This window comes from Pseudoalteromonas sp. AOP31-A2-14, from assembly GCF_052378035.1.
Lineage (GTDB): Bacteria > Pseudomonadota > Gammaproteobacteria > Enterobacterales > Alteromonadaceae > Pseudoalteromonas.
Genome location: NZ_JBQSXI010000003.1, coordinates 102,460 through 121,637 on the forward strand (window position 1 = coordinate 102,460; position 19,178 = coordinate 121,637).

Genomic DNA, 19,178 nt, shown 5'->3' on the forward strand with positions numbered 1-19,178 from the left:
GCATTTACGTTTTTTATTAATGCTATACAAGCGGTTTTGGCGCAGCCTGCGAAGACAAATTAAGCGCCAAAACCTAAACTCATTTTACTTGTATTTCAAAGGCCAAGTTGTAATTTCCCCCAGTGTTGTTACCAGCAGTGCTTTAAATTCAGTCCTGATGTGGCTTCTCAAGTCATTTAACCAGTTTCATTAGACAATTAATCATTGTAACTAATTGCCTCTCCAATCTATAGGAAAGGCAATCTAATTACTTAAAATAGATATATTGCAAGATTGACTAGCTTTAAATAAATACTAAATAAGTACAAGCGAGGTATGTTTTAATATTGTTATACTTTTAGCTTCTTCTTTAGTGCGTTGCCCCAAGTTTTTTACTCCGCCTACCCATTAAATTCTTAATTGAATCAATTATGACAGATAGTTATAATTGATTATTTTATTTTCTATATATTCTAAAAATCACTCGAGCATAACGTCCTCTAGAATAAACTTTTCATTCTTAGGTATATATATACTTATTTTACCCAAAAGCTAATACTAGTGATATTGAATGTACTATCAACATTATTACCAGCTATCATAGTTTTTCCGTCTACAGGGTAATCACTAGAAATCACATATAATCCAGTTATATCAGTTGATATTGTAATTTCACCTTGTTTATTTGTAAGCGATTTTATTAGTGTTTTGTTTGGTGTTAAGACCATAACTGAATGCTCTTGAACAGGCTTATTTAGATAAGTGAGTATAAAAGTGTTACTTTGTGCTGATACTGGCACGAATTCGAATTCCGTTTTACTTTTAGTATCATTTCGACCTGCTTTCGCAAATAGCTTTGCGGCTTGCTTTTTTGATGACTTCCAAAACTGCCATGTTGGCACCTCTTCCATATCCCATGGATGCCAAAGATCATCGATGGTAGCTCTTACATCACCTTCTTGTGTTACCTTAGCTGACCAATGTGTTTGATGTTGTACAATAGGTATTGAATTGCTGATTGTATCTGTATAAATCTTGGTATTCCTTAGACCTGATATGTTATCTCCAGATTCGGCATCGCCGGGTTCACCTAAAAACAAGTGGACTTGGTTAGTATCAGCTTTTACTAACCATATTTCATGAGCCTGTAAATTCGTTGCGTAAAGTAAAAACAATACTATAAGTGAGTTTAGTATCTGATTCATAAGTTAGTTCCTTAATTTTATTTTGGTAATTTGAGATGAAATTTAACGCTCAGGTAAATAGCAACCTTTAATGCTACGACACTTAATAAACCGAACCAAATAGGAACAGCTTCTGAGTTTGGTAGATGGATAAAAGCAAAGACTAATGACGCTGCTAATGCTATTAAACCAAGGCATAAGTAATATTTTTCTTGCTTCTGAGTTAATGGTGAAAGTTGTAGCAATTTTCGATGACGAGCCATACTTAATGATAGAACACTGAACCCAAATAAAGATGTTAGCCAAATTAGTAATAGCATCATAATTTAATTATCTTGGATATTTCGGGAATTAATTGTGCAGTAGTACTCCACTCCAGAACGAGCAATAAGAAGATAGTAATGATAGTTAATTGAATTGATGTTTTAAGTAAGTGCCGTGATGAAATAACCCACAAAACGAGCAAGCTATATAATAAAAAACTTAATAAAATCATCCATAAAAATACAGTTGCTTTATTAATACTAAATAATGTAGAAAGCACATTTGGTATTGCAGCACTAAAAACACTAACGGCAATATAACTACCAATAATTGCAAGACCTATACGCCAACACAAGAATGTAACTTCCAACCAATGATTCTTATTTTCAGTGGTTTTAAACTTATTCATGTGTACGACCTTTTGCCTTGTCGAGCCGATAGTTTCATTGCTTTAACATTACGATACTTTTTAATTTGCGAGGCGATAAAAATAAATATGGCACCAGCTATAATAAAAAATAAATCAATCAGTAGTAACGTTAAATCTAGTTCTATTTGATAGTTTAATAAGTGTCTGTGTGTTGTAAAAACACTAAGTAAAGGTAAGGTTAAAAATAACCCTCCAGCTAGTATCGATAATTCTCGCCAACTATTTTTTATTCCTCTAACTGCAGAATAAAGTAATGTGAATATCCAACCGGCAAAAAAGCAGTGAATCTCGATGTCAGCACGATCAATAAGCATTAACGGCAGAAGTCTATTGGAAACAAAAAAAGAAGCTATGGCAATAGGTAATCCTATTACAACTCCTATATTAAGTCGGTCGACTAGATGATTACCAATTTTTGACCCTTTAGAAATAGATGATTTCTTTCGCTTTTCTGACCATAAGATAAGCCCTGTTGCAATCATAATTGATCCCATAATGCCAGAAATGAAATACAACCAGCGCACGGGTAATGTTGCAAAACGACCAGAATGTAAGCTGATCATGGTGCGTCTTGTTAATTCTGCTGAATTAGTAATAACTTGCTCGCTGAGCAGCTCACCTGTCGCAGCAGAGTAACTTAAAGTTAGATAGTCAGGTAGTAAGTGTTTGGTAGCGCCTTCAAAAAATACAATACTGGCATTTTCATCAGAGGGATTATTAATGACAACATAACTGAAGTCTGAATCACCTATATGTGATTTTGCATCAATATATAGGTGACTAAAAGGCTTCATTTTAGCGGTAATTCCTGTGGGGCTTGGAACTAAGGGTTGTTGACCTATCGTATTAAAATATTCATTTCTATCATTCATTGCTAGCGACATGGACCATGATAAATACATAAACATTAAGGTGACTAATCCGGTGTAAGTGATCATGAGATGGAATGGGAGAGCTAAAACAGAAGTAATTGTATGGCCATTAAGCCAGCTTTTATCACCTTTATTAAATTGAAGAGTAAAAAAATCTTTAAATATTTTTTTATGGATTATTACGCCAGAAATAATAGCGATTAACATAAACATTGCACAAATCCCGACTAGCCAACGTGCATAGAAAGCGGGCATATAATGCAAATCAAAATGGAAACGATATAAAAACTCTCCTCCGCGAGTATCTCGGGCTGTTATCTTTTCTCCTAGTTCATTAAGCTTAACTACTTTCAAGCCACGGCCTTTTACTGTTGGATCCCGCCAATAAAGAGTTGTAGGTGAAAATCGCTTTGTAGGCAACAAGATTGTCCAACTTTTAGCATTAGTGGCATGTTCACTGAGGTAAGCTTGCCCATTATTAAGTGCGTTTTCAGGTGAGATTATTTGGCGTATTTCAGGCCGCATCCACGCGGTTATTTCATTATTAAAGTACGCTAATGTACCGGTTAAAAATATTACGAATAGCAACCCACCTGCTACTACTCCTGCCCAGGTGTGTAGCCAAGTCATACTATCCCTAAAACGTGCTTTCAACGAAGTTCCTTATTACATTTCTTTGTTATTGACATTAGCAGCAACAATTCTATCTATTGAGGTTTTTAAATAGCCCGTCATTATAGCTATTATAATAAACACAATCAAAAACAAATGCAAATGATATGCACTCTTATTTGTATTTAGTGCTATTGTAAAAATGAGAACATTGCACATTAATCTTAGGGGAAACATAATGAAAAAATAGAATGCTTGTTCGTACACTTTCTGCAGTAATATCAGTTTCACTCAACCCAATGTTAAGTATGGCAAATGAGTTAGCAGAACAAAGTGAGAGTCAAGAAGATAAAGTGATTTAAACAATTGTTATCAAAGGAAAATATACCGTTAACGAAAGTATTGATACCGCAACAGGCTTAGGTTTAAGCCTTAGAGAAACGCCACAGTCAGTCACTATATTTACGCCTGAGCGTATTAAAGATCAGGCGCTTAATACTATCATTGATACAATTGATAAGTAAGCCTCTAGCCAAGTACACCTGCAACTCAATTAATATCACTGGATCAGTTACTAGCACTGCTCAATAAGAGTAAATCAAATTTGGTATCACCGGCTAAGATAATTGACGCTAGATACAAAGGTCCGTATGAGGTCACGTTACTGTTTTTTTTACACTTGTAGAATGTCAAGAACTCATAATCCTTCTCCGTAAATTAATTATTAGTGGGATTACTAGATAACACTATGCCGAAGCAATAATATGCAAATATCTTTGTATTATAAGGGTCTAGCCAAGTGGTTCGGCATAGTTTTTCTTTCGGCATAAAATGCGAAATCCAACGGCTTAAGGCCATTTGATTACATCATGCATTGCCTCGATTAGCTTTGTCAGCCTTAGGCAGGCATAGAACGATTATTGCCTTGGAACATCGATATCTAGGTGATGATCACCGGATATTTACTGTACAAGTATCGGCACTTGGTTGAGAATGCATTTGGCAGTATTAAGCAATATAGAGGTATAGTCACACGGTATGAAAAGTTTGAACGAAATCATCATAGTAAATGCTTGCTTTAGCATTTACTATGATGTGGATATATGTACAACAAAGATCAACAGCCCCTAGTTATTTGATACCACGCGATTATAAAATCGCGTGGTGTCTATTATGGTTTATTGAGTTAATACGTCCATTTAATTGTAAAATCGATATTAGCCCAATATTTTTCGTCAGTTATATTTGTTGCACTTAATGTCGCATTCCATGAGTTATTAAAGCGCCAGTTAGCATATAGATTAACTAACCTGAGATCTGTTTAAGCGATAACTAATGCATTGAGCTCTACGTCAGTTAAATTAAGGTGTGGCTTATTTTCTTTTAAGCAATAAGCCACCAATCCAGCCACTAAATTCAACATAAAACCGTTCATACTCCGATGTCTCGAATGTTCAATGAAGGATATGTTCTTGAGTTGGTCATTAATTGTCTCGATTATAAAGCGCTTTGAAAGCATCGCTCTATCCCATAGTGACATCGCTTTTGCCTTCATATTTTTGCGAACAGTCGTAATAAGCTTTACACCTTTATCAAGTAAGTCCGTTTCTAAAGCTTTACTTAAATATCCTTTGTCACCATACAGTTTATCTGTCAGGCAGCTCGCTAATTCACGCACTGGCTGCGTATCATGCACATTACCTGTTGTCACTTTTGCAGCAACAATCTCACCATGATGATTAACAATTAAATGCAGTTTGAAGCCATAAAACCAACCCATCGTTCCTTTGCCTCGCTGGGCTATTCCATCAAAGGTTTTATGCCTAGGAATACGAATATTATGGCACACCTTGATACATGTAGAGTCAATGAATTCAACACCTGTGGGTTTACCTTTAAGTGAAGTAAAATAGGCACACATCGGCACAAGTACCCTCGGCATAACGGCTAAAAATCGCGTGTAACTGAGCAAGTTAGGAAATTCACTTTTGTACATAAGTGAAACATAGCCAAGATAGTAATTTTTAAAATCACGGTGATGCGACATATGGAAACTAATGACAATAGTCATAATTTCACTGGTCGTCATACGTCCTGCTCGCTGACGTTTTTGGGTACCATCTTCGAGTAATTGTTTTTCCCATTGAGGTATAAATACTTTGCAAAAATCATCGACATCGCAAAACAATTCAACTAATTTAATCATGCCTGTTCCTTGTCTATCCAATCGTTCTTGGTCGAAAGATCGGATCTCGGAACAGGCATTTAGTTCAATTTCTTAAACGAGATTCAGGTTAGTTACCGATTGATTTTACAATTATCATTGGAATTCAGGAGTAAGTAATGGAACTGGATGTTGATTTTACAGGGCTTCATTTAGCTGCTGAAAAAATGCAAGGTATTGAATTTAGAGTTGAAAAATTTATAAACTTCGCTGGCTCTGTCATCGATGGTATGGATGATGAGTTATCCGTTTATCTGGCAAAAAGTTTTGAGCTAGTAGTAACTGGAGAAGATGATGCGGCGGGAAGTGATTTCAATCGTTTAATAAAAAACTTCATTAAAAACGCTGTTTAATAATATTACCAATAAGTAATGTGGAAACTAATTATGAACGCTTCACAGTCAGCTTGGCATCGCGGTAAAGTAGATTACAAGTTAGGGGTTGCGTATCAAGATAACCCGTATCAAAAACTTGATACTGATTTGGCCGATTATTGGCAAATGGCATCTTATCAAGAGCGCCAAAGCTCTATCACTAAATCTATAAATTAATGTATTGGAATATGAATGTCTAAAAGTTCTTCAAGTATTATTGATTATTATAACAACAAATATCCAAGTGCTGAATCTCAAAATATAGAGGCTTTGTTCCGATATTCGGCTTACAATCCTCAGCAAATAGAGCGTCACAAAAAACTATTTGTCGATGGTTGGTTATTTCATAATTTACCTTGTAACTTTAATGATCCGTTCGAATTTAAACCCAAGCTTAATTGGCCTGAGAGAAAATCTATCGAAGAATCTGGGCTCATACTTGACTTAACAGCATATCATCAATTATTTCATCGAACACTTTCTGAACCTAATACAAAACAATTGCTCAGAGATAAAAGTATTCAAGGTAAGTTAAAAAGGTGCGTCATAGAGGCGTATCAAAGCTTGCGTGTCTGTTGTTTTACTACAAGTCACGAAAACCCCTTATCCTGGGCGCATTATGCAGATTCGCATAGAGGGTATTGTATTAAATTTTCGGGTAGAGGGAAGGTAGCTTCTCAGGCGCGTAGAATAAATTACACAGACAACTATCCAGAACTAACCTTTCCATTGATAACTCAGATGGTTAAATTTTTAGGTCCAATGCTCAGCAAATCAAAAACATGGGTTTAGGTCCAATGCTCAGCAAATCAAAAACATGGGAATATGAAAATGAGTACAGATCTATTTTCAACCCAAATCATGAGAGAGACATAAAATCACACATCGAATTAACTCAAAATATCGACCTCTTAAAAGGCCTTGAGTTAAAACATGATTGTGAGTGCTTATCTTTAGAAGAAGATGAAATAACAGATATATATTTTGGCGTAAACATGCCAGATGAGCATAAGAAAGAAATAAAAAGGCAAGTAAAAAAGGGGCCATTTACTCCTGAATTTTGGACAGCATCTATTTCAGACAAAGATTATAAGATGCTATTTCACCGATACAAATAAATAATTAAATTGGAATACGAATTAATGGAAATACCAAACATCCTTGTAAAAGACGCAGCAGACCAGTTTAAGAAAGCCTGTAGGCAGTGGAAGAGGTAGAAGAAGGCGTCGTATTACCTCTTATTAATTTGGCAACTGTAGCGATCGAACTTTACTTAAAGTCACTTTCGGCTGATGAAGTTAGAACACCTATTGATAGTGGGAGCTCCTGTATTGAAGAGCTTTATGCGAAAGCAAAAAGCGTAGGTGGAAATGGTCACGGCTTAATGAAGCGTCTGGAAGTGATTCCAGAAGCCTTCCAAAAACGATTGATATCCGCTTACAAAGCTGAATTCGGTGGATGCATTAAAGCTGTTCTGAGTCAATTTGAAGGAGCCTTTCAGGCAAGCAGATACCCGTACGAAAAGGGCAACGATTTCGGTAACTTTACCATCGACGATTTAATTAATATGACAAATTTCTTGAGCCACTTCGTTGAGCTTGAGAGCAATTGAAAATCAAGAGCGCCCACAAACCTAATTGGAAAATAGGAGTAACCGCAAAGCATGAATAGCTTAAAAATATATCTGATCATGGCTGTGGTAGCTGCAACTAGCAGCGCTATTACTTATCACCTAACCAAACCTTCAGGTCTAGTTATACAAAAACCTGAAATGCTAGAGCTAGTTATTAATAAAAGGATGGTAAAAGATTACTGTGCAAAATATCTTCTTATTGATGTTAGAAAGAAATCAGAAGCCAAGGGCGAAGTTGCACAAGTTAAAATTAAAAATATTGATGGTTTAGGTGTTTCGATAGATGAAATGTATTGCGTTGCTAATGTTGATGTTTTGATTTTAAAGAACGACACAAATGTAATCACTACAACAGATGAAACATACTATTATGGCTTGTCAAATAGTCGAGACCTTACACTTAATGAGTTAACTAAAAAAGATATTGAATCAGTATTTGAACATTATGCTGAAAGCAATTAGTCATAATATTGGTGATTGGAATAGCTATTGGATAGATGCAGCGTCAGCTCTGCGTATGTCAGATGACAGATGACAGTATAATCGTGCTTGATCCTGTTAATAAAGACGTCATTGAACAAGGTGTTAAAACCTATGTAGGCGGTAACTGTACGGTTTCATTAATGCTGCTTGCTTTAGGTGGTTTATTTGAGCAAGACTTAATTGAATGGGTAAGCCCTATGACTTACCAAGCAGCTTCAGGTGCCGGCGCTCGTAATATGAAAGAGCTTATTGCTCAAATGGGCTCTATTCACGCAAGCGTTGCAGATAAGCTTGCCGACCCGCAAGCGGCCATTTTAGAAATAGACAAGCTTGTAACTGAGCAAATTGCATCAAGCGAGCTACCTCAAGATCAATTTGGCGTACCGTTAGCAGGCAGCTTAATTCCGTGGATTGATGTGCCTATGCCATCAGGGCAATCGAAAGAGGAATGGAAAGCGCAAGTTGAAGCAAATCTTAGCGTCGCATAACGAATGGGTTAAAGTCGTACCCAATGAACGTGATATCACCGCGACAGACTTAACACCCGTTAAAGTTACAGGCACATTGAATATCCCAATTGGTCGAATTCGTAAATTATCTATGGGCCCTGAGTACATCAGTGCGTTTACCGTGGGTGACCAATTACTATGGGGTGCTGCAGAGCCACTTCGTCGTATGCTACGCATTATTGTTGAAGGCTAAATGAGATTATATTTGAGCAAAAAACTTTGCTCAAATATTCTATAAAGGCTCTTTTACAGAGCCTTTACATCATTGTTTTACAGACCTTGTGTTTATTTTTGTTCAATGGGCAAATATTACACATTGGTGTATTAGGTAATTTATGCCGTAAACAACACATAATACGTGGGTACTCACTATTTTTAAGTCTAATTTTGCGACATAAAGGGTGTGGCAAAGTAGCGTCTTTAGCGAGTAATAATGTGTCTTTACTAAATAACTGGGTTAGTAAATTAAATTTAAATTCTTGAGCTAACGGCATCTCTGACAAATACCAATAAAAACAGTACGCAACATGACTATAAAATAACTTTTCTGACCCCGGCGACAGGGTACTTAGTTGTTTCACAATAGGGTTTATCAGCTTAACAAGTAACCGCTCTAGCAATGTGATGGGTAACTCAGTCGGTCTTTGAATTTGATCTTCTCTAAGTACTAAATAGAAACATTCTACTCGCCCCGTTTGATGATAAGTCCAATGCCAGTTTTTAAGGTTCATCGCAGCATGCAATACACTCGCTTGGCTTTTTAATGCGTATTCTAATAGTGGCGGAAGCAAAAAGCCGAAAAACCATTGGCCCCACATAGAATGTAATGCGCTAAAGTCGATTGATTCTTGTTGCTGTTGTTGATAGCTCTTAGAAAAAGTAACGAGTGCTTCTGTATAATGCGGTTTATTTAACCGTTGTGATAATGGTTGGCAGTTTTTGGGGAGAGGTTGATGTGGCTCAATAATTTTAAAATGCTGACTATAAAATGGAGCCTGTCGCTCCAGTAAAGAGTTTAGCTCAGTGGTATCGTGTAACGCCATGTATGTTTGTACTTTCATTATGCTGGGGTGGAAGTTTCTTCACAAAATTGCGTCTTTAAAGTGTATTTTATGCCGCCTCATACAGAGGCGGCATAATAGCAATTCGCAATAATGTCGAGTTACTTAGAAACTATATTGAGCAGTGATGCTAAAGTTTCGTGGTGCGCCATATTGAAACTGGTTATAAAAGCCTAATTGGCTGTAATAACGTTTATCGAATGCGTTGTCTAAATTAGCGCGCAATGTTAGTTGATCGTTTACATTGTATCTTGCCATTAATCGAACAAGCCCATAACTTTGCTGGCTAACCTCCACTGAGCTTCTATCTGGCTTAGTAACATCTCTGTGGATCTCACTTTGCCAATTAACACCAGCACCCAGTTGTAAGCCATTTACCCAGTTATCTAATTCATAGGTAGTGAAGAGCTTTACTTGATGTTTTGGGCTGGTGGTTGTTATTTTTTCACCATCAGGGTCTTCTGTTTCAAATTGACTATAACCAAAATAGACGTTCCATTGCTCATTGATTGAACCATTGGCTTCAAATTCGAATCCTTGTGTTTTAGTGCCATCAATACCGCGGTATATAGGAACCGTTGTTCCTGGTAAGGTTTCTCCCGTTGCTTCACCAACGTTATCTTGACGGATCTCAAACACCGAGAGTGAGGTGTCTAACGCTTCTTCAAATAAGCTGGCTTTAATACCTGCTTCATAGTTTTTTCCTTTAACAGGATCGAGGTAACTGCCATCAGCTTGCACTCTACTTTGTGGTGTAAAAATATCTGTGTAGTTGGCATACAGTGATACATTTTGCCCAATAGCATAGGTGGCGCCGACATAGCTGGTAAATTCATTATCAACTTCGTAATCATGAATGGTGCCAAAATTATCTTGGTCAGTTTCCCAATTATCAATACGCCCACCTATTACCATAGAAAGTGAGTCGGTTAACTCAATATCAGAGGCAAGGTATATTGCTTGTTGTTTTGTTTCTCCCCATGAGCCATACAGAACTTCATCGCTCCATGTAGGGGTCGGATATGTAAAACCTTTATCTCTAAAGTCACCTAAAGGTAGAGCCTCATCTAAAGAGCCATAATATGGATTGGCAAACTCTTGCTTCTGTTGATTTGCGCCAATTAGAATTTGTTGTGAGCGGTCAAAGAGGGTAAAGTGACCCGTTAATTTTAAGTCGAATGTATGTTGGGTTCGATTACCGTCAATAAATGCCAATGAGCCAGGTATCATACCTTCGTTGGTTATTGGATCTGGGTTACCTGTAGCCCATAACACATCAAATTCTAAATCGTTATCGCCATAGATGTAGCTTGCTTTGAGTTGCCAGTCATCACTAAAATTATGTTCAATCGTAGCAAAGCTATTCAACGCTTTGGTTTTGGATGACGCCCAACGTGGGGCTGTTGATATATGATGGCTGTAGTTAGTTCTATTGCCTTGGTTGTCGAATAACGGTAATCCGCCTGACATTGTGCCTTCAGGTTTAGTGTCTTGGTAGTCAGCACCTAACGTCAGTAATGTATTACGACCTATATCTGCTTCGATAATACCGTATAGGGTTTGTCGTTGCTGCTCGTAACGATGCTGATAGCTTTCACGATCTTGATACGCTACGACGACTCGACCTCGTACGCTTGCGTCTTGATTTAAGCCTCCCGATAAATCAACAATACCGCGTAACTGTTGCCATGAACCTGTACTTAGGCTTACGCTTGCTTGAAACTCTTCTGTCGGACGCTTACGAACTAAATTAATCGCAGCCGACGGGCTACCCGACCCCAGCATCAAACCTGTTGCACCGCGAACAACTTCTATGCGCTGATAAATTGCGCTATCCATCAAGTTGTCACCATAGTTAAAGCGAGTATCGTAGGTTGTTGCCACTCCGTCATATAAAATACTGCTTACGCCAATACCACGGGCGCTGATTGAATAGCGGTCGTTGTCAGAAGGTCGGGTATTAATCCCTGTTACGCTGCTCATCACTTCAATAACTGAGTTTAGTTGTTGATCTTTCATCGCTTGCTCAGTTACGACTGTGGTTGATTGTGGTGTTTCTAGAAATGACAATTCTAAACCCGTTGCTGTACTCATTTGCTCAACTTTATAGCCTCGGGCATTGCTTTGTTCACCAACGACTGTGAGTACTTCCATATCGCTATGCTTTTTTTGCTCGGCCTGTAAAGATTGGCTAAATATCGCTAAACAAGAAAGTGCGACAGGCGTGAGTTTAAAGTAGTTAGTCTTTTTCATTTTTATTCGTAGTCCTATTACGTATATAAATAGTGAGGCCTATGCTTAGGCCATTGTTATGTCATGTTGAAAGTCATGACTAGTTGCAAAATCATGCAGTGGGTTTTTGATATCCCCAGCAAAACGGAGATTTTTCTCTCTATCTTCAAGGTCAATCATCTGCTGATTATTATTCAATTGAATACGGTTTAAGCAGGTACGCGTAAAGCGAGCCTTAAATAAGTTGTAACGTGTATATTTTTCGGAAAATTGCGGTTTTTCATGCTGATACTGATAAACTTTATCAGCGACTAATTGCCAAAAACCATGTTCAGTTAAACAATTTTGTGCATCAAGCTGAGGTGCGATAAAGCGGAAAATACAGTCGAAAATATCCAGTAGTATATAGTTTAATTTCATGTCCTCTTCTAGGCACACCGCTAAGTTAGCAACATGACCAGGTAAAGGTGAATTGCCGTTTAGTATCGCGACTTCCTCACCGATATCTTTCATTAAAATGGTAACTGGTTGGTGTTCTTCTAAAACGAGGATCAGGTTTTCACCATGGGGCATAAACACTAAATCATACGCAAAGAACGCATGTAATAGAGGTTGTAAATAAAGATCCATTAATTTGCTTACCCACTCATTTGCAGTGAGTTGAGAGGTATTAATTAGTTCAACTAGTAAGCTATTTTGTTGGCTGTCTTGATGTAGTAAGGCAGCTAATGTCAGAAGTTGTTGGTTTTCTTTAACCAACCGTTGGTATACTTGCTGTGTTTTTTCAAGCAAGGTATCGAACATGGCACCAATCGCATCAGGCCCTTCTGTTCTTAAGCTTAACCAGAGCTTTAAAGCATCGAATCGGCGTGTGGTTTGTAAGCTTTTGTTTATTAGATCGGGTACGCCTGCTTGTGCTTGTGCCTTTGGATTGAGGTAATCGGCGTGGTAAGTTAGAAAGCTCAATAGCCGTTTGTCTTTAACCAATAGGGCAGAACAGCATACTGGCTGGAAAAATGTTTTGTGAAAATCAATACTTACAGAGTCAGCTAATTCAATGCCTGACAACCGTTCGTTATGATGTTGTGATACTAACAAAGCGCCGCCATAAGCAGCATCTACATGTAAATAGCAGTTATGCTTTTTACATAAATGAGCAATGCTTGCTATAGGGTCGATTGCGCCAAAATCTGTTGTACCAGCCGTGGCGATTACAGCAATAGGTAATAAATCTGCTCTTTGGAGTTCACTTAAAGTGTTTTCGAGGCTGTGGGTATCAATACAGCGATTTACATCAGACGCAACACTAATGACAGCATCATGACCAAGGCCCAATAGTGCGGCTGCTTTTTGAATACTAAAATGACTATATTCAGAGCAAAGAATTCGATAACGGTGTGCATTGCTGCTTAAGCCAGAGGTAATATTTGTATGGCTTTGTGGTTCTAACTTGCCTGCCAACTCACGTGCAAGTAATAATGCCATTAAATTTGACTGGGTTCCTCCAGTTGTAAACACGCCGTCTGCGCCCACATCGTAACCGATTCTTTGGCATGTCCAATCAATTACTTTTTGTTCTATAAGTGTTGCACCTGCGCTTTGATCCCATGTTTCAACAGCAGTGTTTATCGATGTGCTAAACAGCTCTGCCAATAAGGAGGTAAGCATCACAGGACAATTTAAGTGGGCAAGATAATCAGGATGATGAAAGTATATTGCGTGCTTCAAATAAAGCTGATCTAGCTCTTCAAGAACTTGATTTATATCATTCAAAGGTGTGTTTAGATCAATGGCTGCAAATTCTTTTTGTAACTGTGTAGGATGTACTCCACTGGTAGGAGAATTAACTTTTTTAATGCGCTCGCTTAGAGTGTTTATACCCAATTGCATTAATTGTGAGTAATCCTGCATTGGCGAAACACCAAAAAGTGGGGCATTGGTTTGTTTAGTTTTAGAATCATTAATCCATTGATATTGCGGGGGTTTAAAATTATCCATATGTATATCCTTTAACATTGATTTAGTAACCAAGAGACAAGAAGAGCTTTTCTCTTGTCTCCAATTAATTAAAATCCGCAACACCCTGTACCTATAATTTGGAAAGTATCACACAGCTAACCTTAATGCAAATAATTATTATTCAATGGAATGTTTTTTATTTAATAGAGCGTATCGAAAATATCGGGGCTTGCCCTGTGCTGGATAGTGTAGACTGGTCTTATTTCAGTCTGTACTATCGAACACATGGAACTTCAAAGAAATACGCATCACGTTTTTAGGATCATGTACCACTTAGTGTGGATCCCTAAATATCGACATAAAGTGTTCTCAGAGCCTTATAGGGCAGAGATGAAAGCAATTATTCAAAGATTGGTTACGACTATGACATTGATGCATATTCTCATGCATCGCGATCACCTAATACTATCTAAGCCGATCACCTAATACCATCCATCAAGATCACTCAATACCATCGATGCCGATCACTTTTCGGTCAAAATGGTATTGAGTGATCGGCTTGAATGGTATCGTTCAATTTGTACACGTTTTTGTCTAGCCAGTAGGTGTTTTTAACCGTTATTCTTTTCATTTTTGATGATGAGAATGACCATGCCAACGGCACCTATTTCAATGCGTAAACTTAAAGAGATTTTAAGACTAAAATACAGCTGTAAACTCAGTCATCGTCAGATAGCAACAAGCTTATCTGTTTCACCCTCAATCGTGTCTAAATATGCCTGTAAATCAGCAGAGTTAGATATTACTTACTGGCCGCTTGATGAGAAGTGGGATGATCACGCTCTGCAACAAGCGTTCTTCAAAACAAAGCCTCGATTAAAGGGCTTTACCATTCCTGACTGGTCGTTAGTTCAGCAAGAGCTTCGGCCTAAAACCATGACGTTGTTGCTGCTTTGGGAAGAATACAAAGAGCGGCACGCGGAAGGTTTTTACAGTTACACTCACTTCTGCCGTCAGTACAAGGCATGGCTTAAATGCCAAAAACCCTCCATGCGACAAAATCATAAAGCAGGTGAAAAACTGTTTGTGGATTACTGTGGCCCAACCATGAGTATTGTTGATACAAGTACAGGCGAATGTCGTACTGCACAAGTGTTCGTTGCGGTCATGGGTGCATCAAATTATACCTATGCCGAAGCGACTTACAGCCAGAAACTCGAAGATTGGGTGATGAGTCACGCCCGTTGTTTTGAGTTTCTTGGCGGTGTTCCTGAGCTAATAATTCCTGACAACCTTAAAAGTGCCGTCACCAAACCGTGTCGATATGAGCCTGACTTAAATCCAACCTACCAACAACTAGCGACACATTACGATACGGTCATTGTGCCCGCTAGACCCTATAAACCAAAGGATAAGGCTAAGGCTGAAGTGGGTGTGCAAATTGTTGAACGTTGGATAATGGCGCGCCTTCGCAATGAAACCTTCTTTAGCTTGCGTCAATTGAACCTGAAAATACAAGCATTACTGGTCGATTTAAATCAACGTAAAATGAAAAAGCATCCTGGCTCACGGCTCAGTCAGTTTGATGCTATCGACAGACCTGCACTCAAACCACTGCCTACACAGCCTTACAGCTATACCTTAGTAAAACAGGTGAGCGTGCATATTGATTATCATGTGGAAATTGAAAAGCACTACTACTCAGTGCCACATACCTTAATTAAACAAAAGCTTGAAGCCCATGCCTCCGGGAAGTTGGTGACACTCTACCATCAAGGCATACGAGTCGCTGTTCACCCCAGATCATACCGAGAAGGTGCGCACACCACGCTTGATCTGCATATGCCTATCGCTCATCAAAAGCAGCAACAATGGACACCACAGCGGTTCGAACGCTGGGCGAGTAAATTTGGCACATCAACTGAGCAGTTTGTTATGCAATTGATGCAAGCTAAAAAACATCCAGAGCAAAGCTACCGTGCTTGTATGGGGTTATTAAGCCTAGGTAAAAAGTTTAGTGATCAACGTCTTGAAGCCGCCTGTCATCGCGCATTAACCACAGGTGTTACTCGCGTTAAACAAGTAAAGACTATCTTAGAAAAAGGCTTGGATAAACAACCCTTGCCACAAGCTCAAGGTGATTTACTACAAGATATTGATCATAAAAATATCCGTGGCAACCACTATTACCATTAATAAAAATTAACAAACCATAGGAAGACTTATGCAAAATATCAATCAACAAGTTAATAATCAGTTAAGTAATTTAAAGCTAAGCGGCATACGTGATGCGCTATTGCAGCAATACGAGCAACCCAATTTATACGTTGAACAAAGCTTCGAAGAGCGGCTAAGTTTATTGCTTGAACATGAAATAACGCAGCGTGATCAGCGTAAAATAGATCGCCTAACGCGACAAGCAAAGTTCAGAGTTGGCGGCACACTTGCCCAACTCAACTATGGCGCAGCACGACAACTCGATAAAGCTCAGATCCGTTCATTAGCACAAGGTGAATGGCTTCGTCTTCACCAAAACATCTTGATCACAGGAGCAACAGGTTGTGGCAAAACTTACCTCGCTTGCGCGCTTGGTCAAAACCACTGCCAACAAGGGAGTAGCGTTTATTATTTTAGGCTCAAAGAGCTATTAGAAAAGATGTTTCTAGCGCAAGCCGATGGTAGTTATCGAAAACTGATCAACAAGCTTAGCTCTGCCAATTTACTGATCTTAGATGATTGGGGATTAGAGCCATTAACGGCTCAACAACGGAGTGATTTACTGGAATTAATTGATGCAAGATATGATACAAAATCGACCTTAATAGCGAGTCAATTACCGATAGAAAATTGGTATGAAATGATCGGAGAATCGACACACGCGGATGCGATTCTAGATAGGCTTGTGCACGGGGCGATAAAGTTGGAATTAAAAGGCGAGTCGATGCGAAAAAAACTAAATTTCTTGACTGATGCCGATCACTCAAGTTAGATTTTACAGAGGTCTACTGACAGACAAAAAAGTGATCGGCTTGAATGGTATTGAGCGATCGGCATCATGGTATTACGCAGCAATAACTTATAGTATTTGCTATTAATGTAAATCCACAAAATAAGGATGTTTTCGCACTAAAATATGGAAAGTGTCCTCCGATAAAGCTGTTATGGGGTTTAATCCAGTTGAGGTGTTAACTTGAATGTTCTTACAAAAGAATCAGTTAAATTAAAATCCAGTAGTTTTGAACTGAATAGGCGTAGATTAAACTGGAAATTAGTTACGCAAAATAAAATAAGAAGTAAGTTTCAAGATATAGCTGAGCTCTCAAGCAAAACAGAATACCCTTTTAGGTTATTTTGCCAAGTACATGACGAAACAATAAATGAAGTTACAGTTCAACTTTCTTCAGGAGCTAATAAAACAGGCGTAGTTGAAAGAATTAATACACCTGAAAAAAAAGGTACTTCATGCGAGGTTGAGAAAGGTTCTGCTTTAGTTGCATCATTTAGTAGTACAGGCTCAGTTGCTTTTATAATTTATCCTTATAAATCTGAACGTTACTCAAGAAATGAAGAGAATATTATACTTCATATATCACTTAACCCTGATAACGTAAGCGATAAGCTGATTGACAAATGTATTTCCAAATATCTATTTTATAACCGCAACTCAAGTGTTTATGGCGTGTATTCAAACTCTTTAATGGATATTATTAAAATCAACTGGATGACTTTGATTGACGTACGGAATAGAAAAAAGCTGCTTCAAAGTTTTTGGACTTTATTCGTTGAGTGGTCAAAAATAATTGGTGCTGGTATAGCTGGTTATATTGTTGCAGTGATGACACAGACCCCATAACAAGTGAACATGGTTACTACCGTCCGCTTCACGCCCTGAGGCATTCAACAAGCTTTTTCTAGCACTAAAAGAGGAGAACCTTTCTCTTTTAGTGCTTTTAAATATTTTGATTCATCATAAGCTTTTCCTGTTTTCCAGCACCTAAATAAGATCCTTACCCATTTATAGGCCAACGCTCTCACTGCCGATTGGTGTGAATTACCTTTCGCTTTTTGCTGTGCGTAATAAATGCCCGCCCAATAAGATTGCCCTACGCTTTTGGAAGCCCACTCTATAAAGCTCTGACGGACAAATTTAGAACATTGCCAGCGCCAATGTACCCAGCTCTTTTGACCACTACGCTCTGTAACTGGCGATAAGCCTGCATAGTTTTGTATTTCTTGTGCGCTACTAAAACGAGATTTATCTTCCCCTAAAGCAGCTAAAAGCCTAGGAGCAAGGCAAGGGCCTGTGCCGGGAAGTGAAGTAAATATTGAGGCGTCATCCATACTGATAAAAATTGAGTTTATTTGTGAGTCATACTCTCGAATATTGTTAATTAATACCAACATCTGTTTAGCCAATGCGATGACAAACGTTTGATAAGGTATAATTAAAGATTCGTCGTTAGTTAGAGGAATTGCCTCTTTTATAGATGCAATGCGTTCTGGGGTCTTCTTAACAGTGGGCCCTCCTCTGGAGTTTAATAGTTTGGTAACTGTATTTGTTCTAACGCGTTTCAATTCATTTAAGTTTGGGAATTTAATTAGAAAATTACAAAATAGCTCTGTATCTCTATGTGAAAACCACTCTAAGGGCTGTGTGTAATATTGCTTTAGAGCATTAATGATTCGGTTCGCATGCCTACGTTTGTCGTCTACAAGTAATCGACGTTGTTCGACAAGAAGGGCTAATGTTCTCGTTTTTTCACTGCTTGGTTTTAGGGGGGTAATCTTCTTTGGATAATTGAGCATCATATCTAATGCTAATTCAGCGTCTGAAGGATCATCTTTTGAACCGCTAGGAAACATAGCTTGTCTGTATCGAGCAAGGGTTAATCCATGAATAGGATAAACTGTAACAAAGCTATATTTTTGCAAGGCGTATACTATAGGCCCTTTATTTAACTCAACTGCAACAGCAATATTGCCTTTTACTTTTTTATGTAATGCCTCAACCCAATCATTAATTGATTCAGGTGAGTGAGAAATTACGCTGAACGCCCGAGACTCTTCGTCTTTAACCTGCACACAAATATCATGTTTTTTATCAGCCCAATCAAGGCCAACATATGCAGAAAAGTTATCATTTTTAGTATTCATGCCAAATCTCCGATTATTGAAATTTGTTATGTATTCTTTACTCTTCGAAAGAAATATAGACAGCGTTTTTAAGGCAAGCCCTGAGTATTCGTTTTGAGTAAAGTAACTCAATACTTCGAAAGAAAAGCGGTGATCATTAAATGATGCTGGCACAATATTCGTAAGTAAAGAGCACATAACCTCAACAATTCAAAGTATAGATTATTAA

Annotated in this window: 19 protein-coding genes and 2 pseudogenes; 12 read left to right on the top strand and 9 right to left on the bottom strand. The window is 38.1% G+C overall.

Annotated elements, in window-relative coordinates; all coding sequences use genetic code 11:
* Positions 1–515 precede the first annotated feature (515 nt).
* Genes ACT3S9_RS19560 through ACT3S9_RS19575 form a run of 4 tightly spaced genes read right to left on the bottom strand, consistent with a single transcriptional unit; the run spans position 516 to position 3,383 of the window.
* Complete coding sequence (locus tag ACT3S9_RS19560) at positions 516–1,184, bottom strand: hypothetical protein (protein ID WP_193039158.1); 669 nt, start codon at positions 1,182–1,184, stop codon at positions 516–518.
* Positions 1,185–1,201: 17 nt separating this feature from the next.
* Entirely contained in the window at positions 1,202–1,486 is a 285-nt protein-coding gene (locus tag ACT3S9_RS19565; protein WP_193039159.1) for a DUF3325 family protein, read from the bottom strand.
* Positions 1,483–1,836, bottom strand: a complete 354-nt coding sequence (locus tag ACT3S9_RS19570) for a hypothetical protein (RefSeq protein ID WP_193039160.1) — start codon at positions 1,834–1,836, stop codon at positions 1,483–1,485. Before ACT3S9_RS19570 ends, ACT3S9_RS19565 begins: the two co-directional genes overlap by 4 nt.
* Entirely contained in the window at positions 1,833–3,383 is a 1,551-nt protein-coding gene (locus ACT3S9_RS19575; protein ID WP_193039161.1) for a PepSY-associated TM helix domain-containing protein, read from the bottom strand. Before ACT3S9_RS19575 ends, ACT3S9_RS19570 begins: the two co-directional genes overlap by 4 nt.
* Before the next feature lie 917 nt (positions 3,384–4,300).
* Here ACT3S9_RS19575 and ACT3S9_RS19580 point away from each other — a divergent pair.
* Positions 4,301–4,443 (top strand): annotated as a pseudogene (locus tag ACT3S9_RS19580) (transposase); the annotation flags it as partial.
* A gap of 219 nt (positions 4,444–4,662) precedes the next feature.
* Here ACT3S9_RS19580 and ACT3S9_RS19585 read toward each other — a convergent pair.
* On the bottom strand, positions 4,663–5,547 hold the full coding sequence (locus ACT3S9_RS19585; protein WP_193039152.1) for an IS982 family transposase: 885 nt from the start codon (positions 5,545–5,547) through the stop codon (positions 4,663–4,665).
* Positions 5,548–5,684: 137 nt separating this feature from the next.
* On the opposite strand from ACT3S9_RS19585, the gene ACT3S9_RS19590 reads away from it, so the two are divergent.
* The 7 genes and pseudogenes from ACT3S9_RS19590 to ACT3S9_RS19620 form a co-directional block, all read left to right on the top strand.
* A complete protein-coding gene (locus tag ACT3S9_RS19590; RefSeq protein WP_193039151.1) occupies positions 5,685–5,918 on the top strand; it encodes a hypothetical protein in 234 nt (77 codons plus the stop codon).
* A gap of 33 nt (positions 5,919–5,951) precedes the next feature.
* The gene (locus ACT3S9_RS19595; RefSeq protein WP_193039150.1) at positions 5,952–6,116 is read left to right on the top strand and encodes a hypothetical protein; all 165 of its coding nucleotides are present in this window, start codon (positions 5,952–5,954) and stop codon (positions 6,114–6,116) included.
* A 15-nt stretch (positions 6,117–6,131) separates the two neighbouring features.
* Positions 6,132–6,731: a hypothetical protein gene (locus tag ACT3S9_RS19600; RefSeq protein WP_193039149.1), complete on the top strand. Its 600-nt coding sequence runs from the start codon at positions 6,132–6,134 to the stop codon at positions 6,729–6,731.
* A 5-nt stretch (positions 6,732–6,736) separates the two neighbouring features.
* The gene (locus ACT3S9_RS19605) at positions 6,737–7,057 is read left to right on the top strand and encodes a hypothetical protein (RefSeq protein WP_444751116.1); all 321 of its coding nucleotides are present in this window, start codon (positions 6,737–6,739) and stop codon (positions 7,055–7,057) included.
* An 86-nt stretch (positions 7,058–7,143) separates the two neighbouring features.
* The gene (locus tag ACT3S9_RS19610) at positions 7,144–7,551 is read left to right on the top strand and encodes a hypothetical protein (protein WP_193039147.1); all 408 of its coding nucleotides are present in this window, start codon (positions 7,144–7,146) and stop codon (positions 7,549–7,551) included.
* Between the two features lie 51 nt (positions 7,552–7,602).
* Entirely contained in the window at positions 7,603–8,034 is a 432-nt protein-coding gene (locus ACT3S9_RS19615; RefSeq protein ID WP_193039146.1) for a hypothetical protein, read from the top strand.
* A gap of 16 nt (positions 8,035–8,050) precedes the next feature.
* Positions 8,051–8,757, top strand: a pseudogene (locus ACT3S9_RS19620) (aspartate-semialdehyde dehydrogenase); the annotation flags it as partial.
* Between the two features lie 64 nt (positions 8,758–8,821).
* Here the strand turns inward: ACT3S9_RS19620 and fhuF are convergent.
* The 3 genes from fhuF to ACT3S9_RS19635 form a co-directional block, all read right to left on the bottom strand.
* Entirely contained in the window at positions 8,822–9,625 is an 804-nt protein-coding gene (fhuF, locus tag ACT3S9_RS19625) for a siderophore-iron reductase FhuF (protein ID WP_444751117.1), read from the bottom strand.
* 105 nt (positions 9,626–9,730) lie between these two features.
* A complete protein-coding gene (locus ACT3S9_RS19630) occupies positions 9,731–11,878 on the bottom strand; it encodes a TonB-dependent siderophore receptor (protein ID WP_444751118.1) in 2,148 nt (715 codons plus the stop codon).
* Positions 11,879–11,923: 45 nt separating this feature from the next.
* Positions 11,924–13,855 carry a pyridoxal-dependent decarboxylase gene (locus tag ACT3S9_RS19635; protein ID WP_444751166.1) on the bottom strand — a complete coding sequence of 644 codons (1,932 nt, stop codon included), beginning with the start codon at positions 13,853–13,855 and terminating at the stop codon, positions 11,924–11,926.
* 285 nt (positions 13,856–14,140) lie between these two features.
* Between ACT3S9_RS19635 and ACT3S9_RS19640 the strand changes: the two genes are divergently transcribed.
* The 4 genes from ACT3S9_RS19640 (at position 14,141) to ACT3S9_RS19655 (ending at position 17,669) form a co-directional block, all read left to right on the top strand.
* Positions 14,141–14,302, top strand: a complete 162-nt coding sequence (locus tag ACT3S9_RS19640) for a transposase (protein ID WP_301563166.1) — start codon at positions 14,141–14,143, stop codon at positions 14,300–14,302.
* 165 nt (positions 14,303–14,467) lie between these two features.
* Positions 14,468–16,012 carry an IS21 family transposase gene (istA, locus tag ACT3S9_RS19645; protein ID WP_086961189.1) on the top strand — a complete coding sequence of 515 codons (1,545 nt, stop codon included), beginning with the start codon at positions 14,468–14,470 and terminating at the stop codon, positions 16,010–16,012.
* A 28-nt stretch (positions 16,013–16,040) separates the two neighbouring features.
* On the top strand, positions 16,041–16,805 hold the full coding sequence (gene istB / locus ACT3S9_RS19650) for an IS21-like element ISShfr5 family helper ATPase IstB (RefSeq protein WP_008111090.1): 765 nt from the start codon (positions 16,041–16,043) through the stop codon (positions 16,803–16,805).
* A 201-nt stretch (positions 16,806–17,006) separates the two neighbouring features.
* Positions 17,007–17,669 carry a hypothetical protein gene (locus ACT3S9_RS19655; protein WP_192532323.1) on the top strand — a complete coding sequence of 221 codons (663 nt, stop codon included), beginning with the start codon at positions 17,007–17,009 and terminating at the stop codon, positions 17,667–17,669.
* 44 nt (positions 17,670–17,713) lie between these two features.
* Here the strand turns inward: ACT3S9_RS19655 and ACT3S9_RS19660 are convergent, their stop codons facing one another.
* Positions 17,714–18,970 carry an IS110 family transposase gene (locus tag ACT3S9_RS19660; RefSeq protein WP_442449732.1) on the bottom strand — a complete coding sequence of 419 codons (1,257 nt, stop codon included), beginning with the start codon at positions 18,968–18,970 and terminating at the stop codon, positions 17,714–17,716.
* Positions 18,971–19,178: the final 208 nt, after the last annotated feature.

What these genes read in the sequence shown, in the direction of transcription:
- ACT3S9_RS19560 (WP_193039158.1), bottom strand. Translation starts at nt 1,184, where the DNA reads ATGAATCAGATACTAAACTCACTTATAGTATTGTTTTTACTTTACGCA.
- ACT3S9_RS19565 (WP_193039159.1), bottom strand. Translation starts at nt 1,486, where the DNA reads ATGATGCTATTACTAATTTGGCTAACATCTTTATTTGGGTTCAGTGTT.
- ACT3S9_RS19570 (WP_193039160.1), bottom strand. Translation starts at nt 1,836, where the DNA reads ATGAATAAGTTTAAAACCACTGAAAATAAGAATCATTGGTTGGAAGTT.
- ACT3S9_RS19585 (WP_193039152.1), bottom strand. Translation starts at nt 5,547, where the DNA reads ATGATTAAATTAGTTGAATTGTTTTGCGATGTCGATGATTTTTGCAAA.
- ACT3S9_RS19590 (WP_193039151.1), top strand. Translation starts at nt 5,685, where the DNA reads ATGGAACTGGATGTTGATTTTACAGGGCTTCATTTAGCTGCTGAAAAA.
- ACT3S9_RS19595 (WP_193039150.1), top strand. Translation starts at nt 5,952, where the DNA reads ATGAACGCTTCACAGTCAGCTTGGCATCGCGGTAAAGTAGATTACAAG.
- ACT3S9_RS19600 (WP_193039149.1), top strand. Translation starts at nt 6,132, where the DNA reads ATGTCTAAAAGTTCTTCAAGTATTATTGATTATTATAACAACAAATAT.
- ACT3S9_RS19605 (WP_444751116.1), top strand. Translation starts at nt 6,737, where the DNA reads ATGCTCAGCAAATCAAAAACATGGGAATATGAAAATGAGTACAGATCT.
- ACT3S9_RS19615 (WP_193039146.1), top strand. Translation starts at nt 7,603, where the DNA reads ATGAATAGCTTAAAAATATATCTGATCATGGCTGTGGTAGCTGCAACT.
- fhuF (WP_444751117.1), bottom strand. Translation starts at nt 9,625, where the DNA reads ATGAAAGTACAAACATACATGGCGTTACACGATACCACTGAGCTAAAC.
- ACT3S9_RS19630 (WP_444751118.1), bottom strand. Translation starts at nt 11,878, where the DNA reads ATGAAAAAGACTAACTACTTTAAACTCACGCCTGTCGCACTTTCTTGT.
- ACT3S9_RS19635 (WP_444751166.1), bottom strand. Translation starts at nt 13,855, where the DNA reads ATGGATAATTTTAAACCCCCGCAATATCAATGGATTAATGATTCTAAA.
- ACT3S9_RS19640 (WP_301563166.1), top strand. Translation starts at nt 14,141, where the DNA reads ATGTACCACTTAGTGTGGATCCCTAAATATCGACATAAAGTGTTCTCA.
- istA (WP_086961189.1), top strand. Translation starts at nt 14,468, where the DNA reads ATGCCAACGGCACCTATTTCAATGCGTAAACTTAAAGAGATTTTAAGA.
- istB (WP_008111090.1), top strand. Translation starts at nt 16,041, where the DNA reads ATGCAAAATATCAATCAACAAGTTAATAATCAGTTAAGTAATTTAAAG.
- ACT3S9_RS19660 (WP_442449732.1), bottom strand. Translation starts at nt 18,970, where the DNA reads ATGAATACTAAAAATGATAACTTTTCTGCATATGTTGGCCTTGATTGG.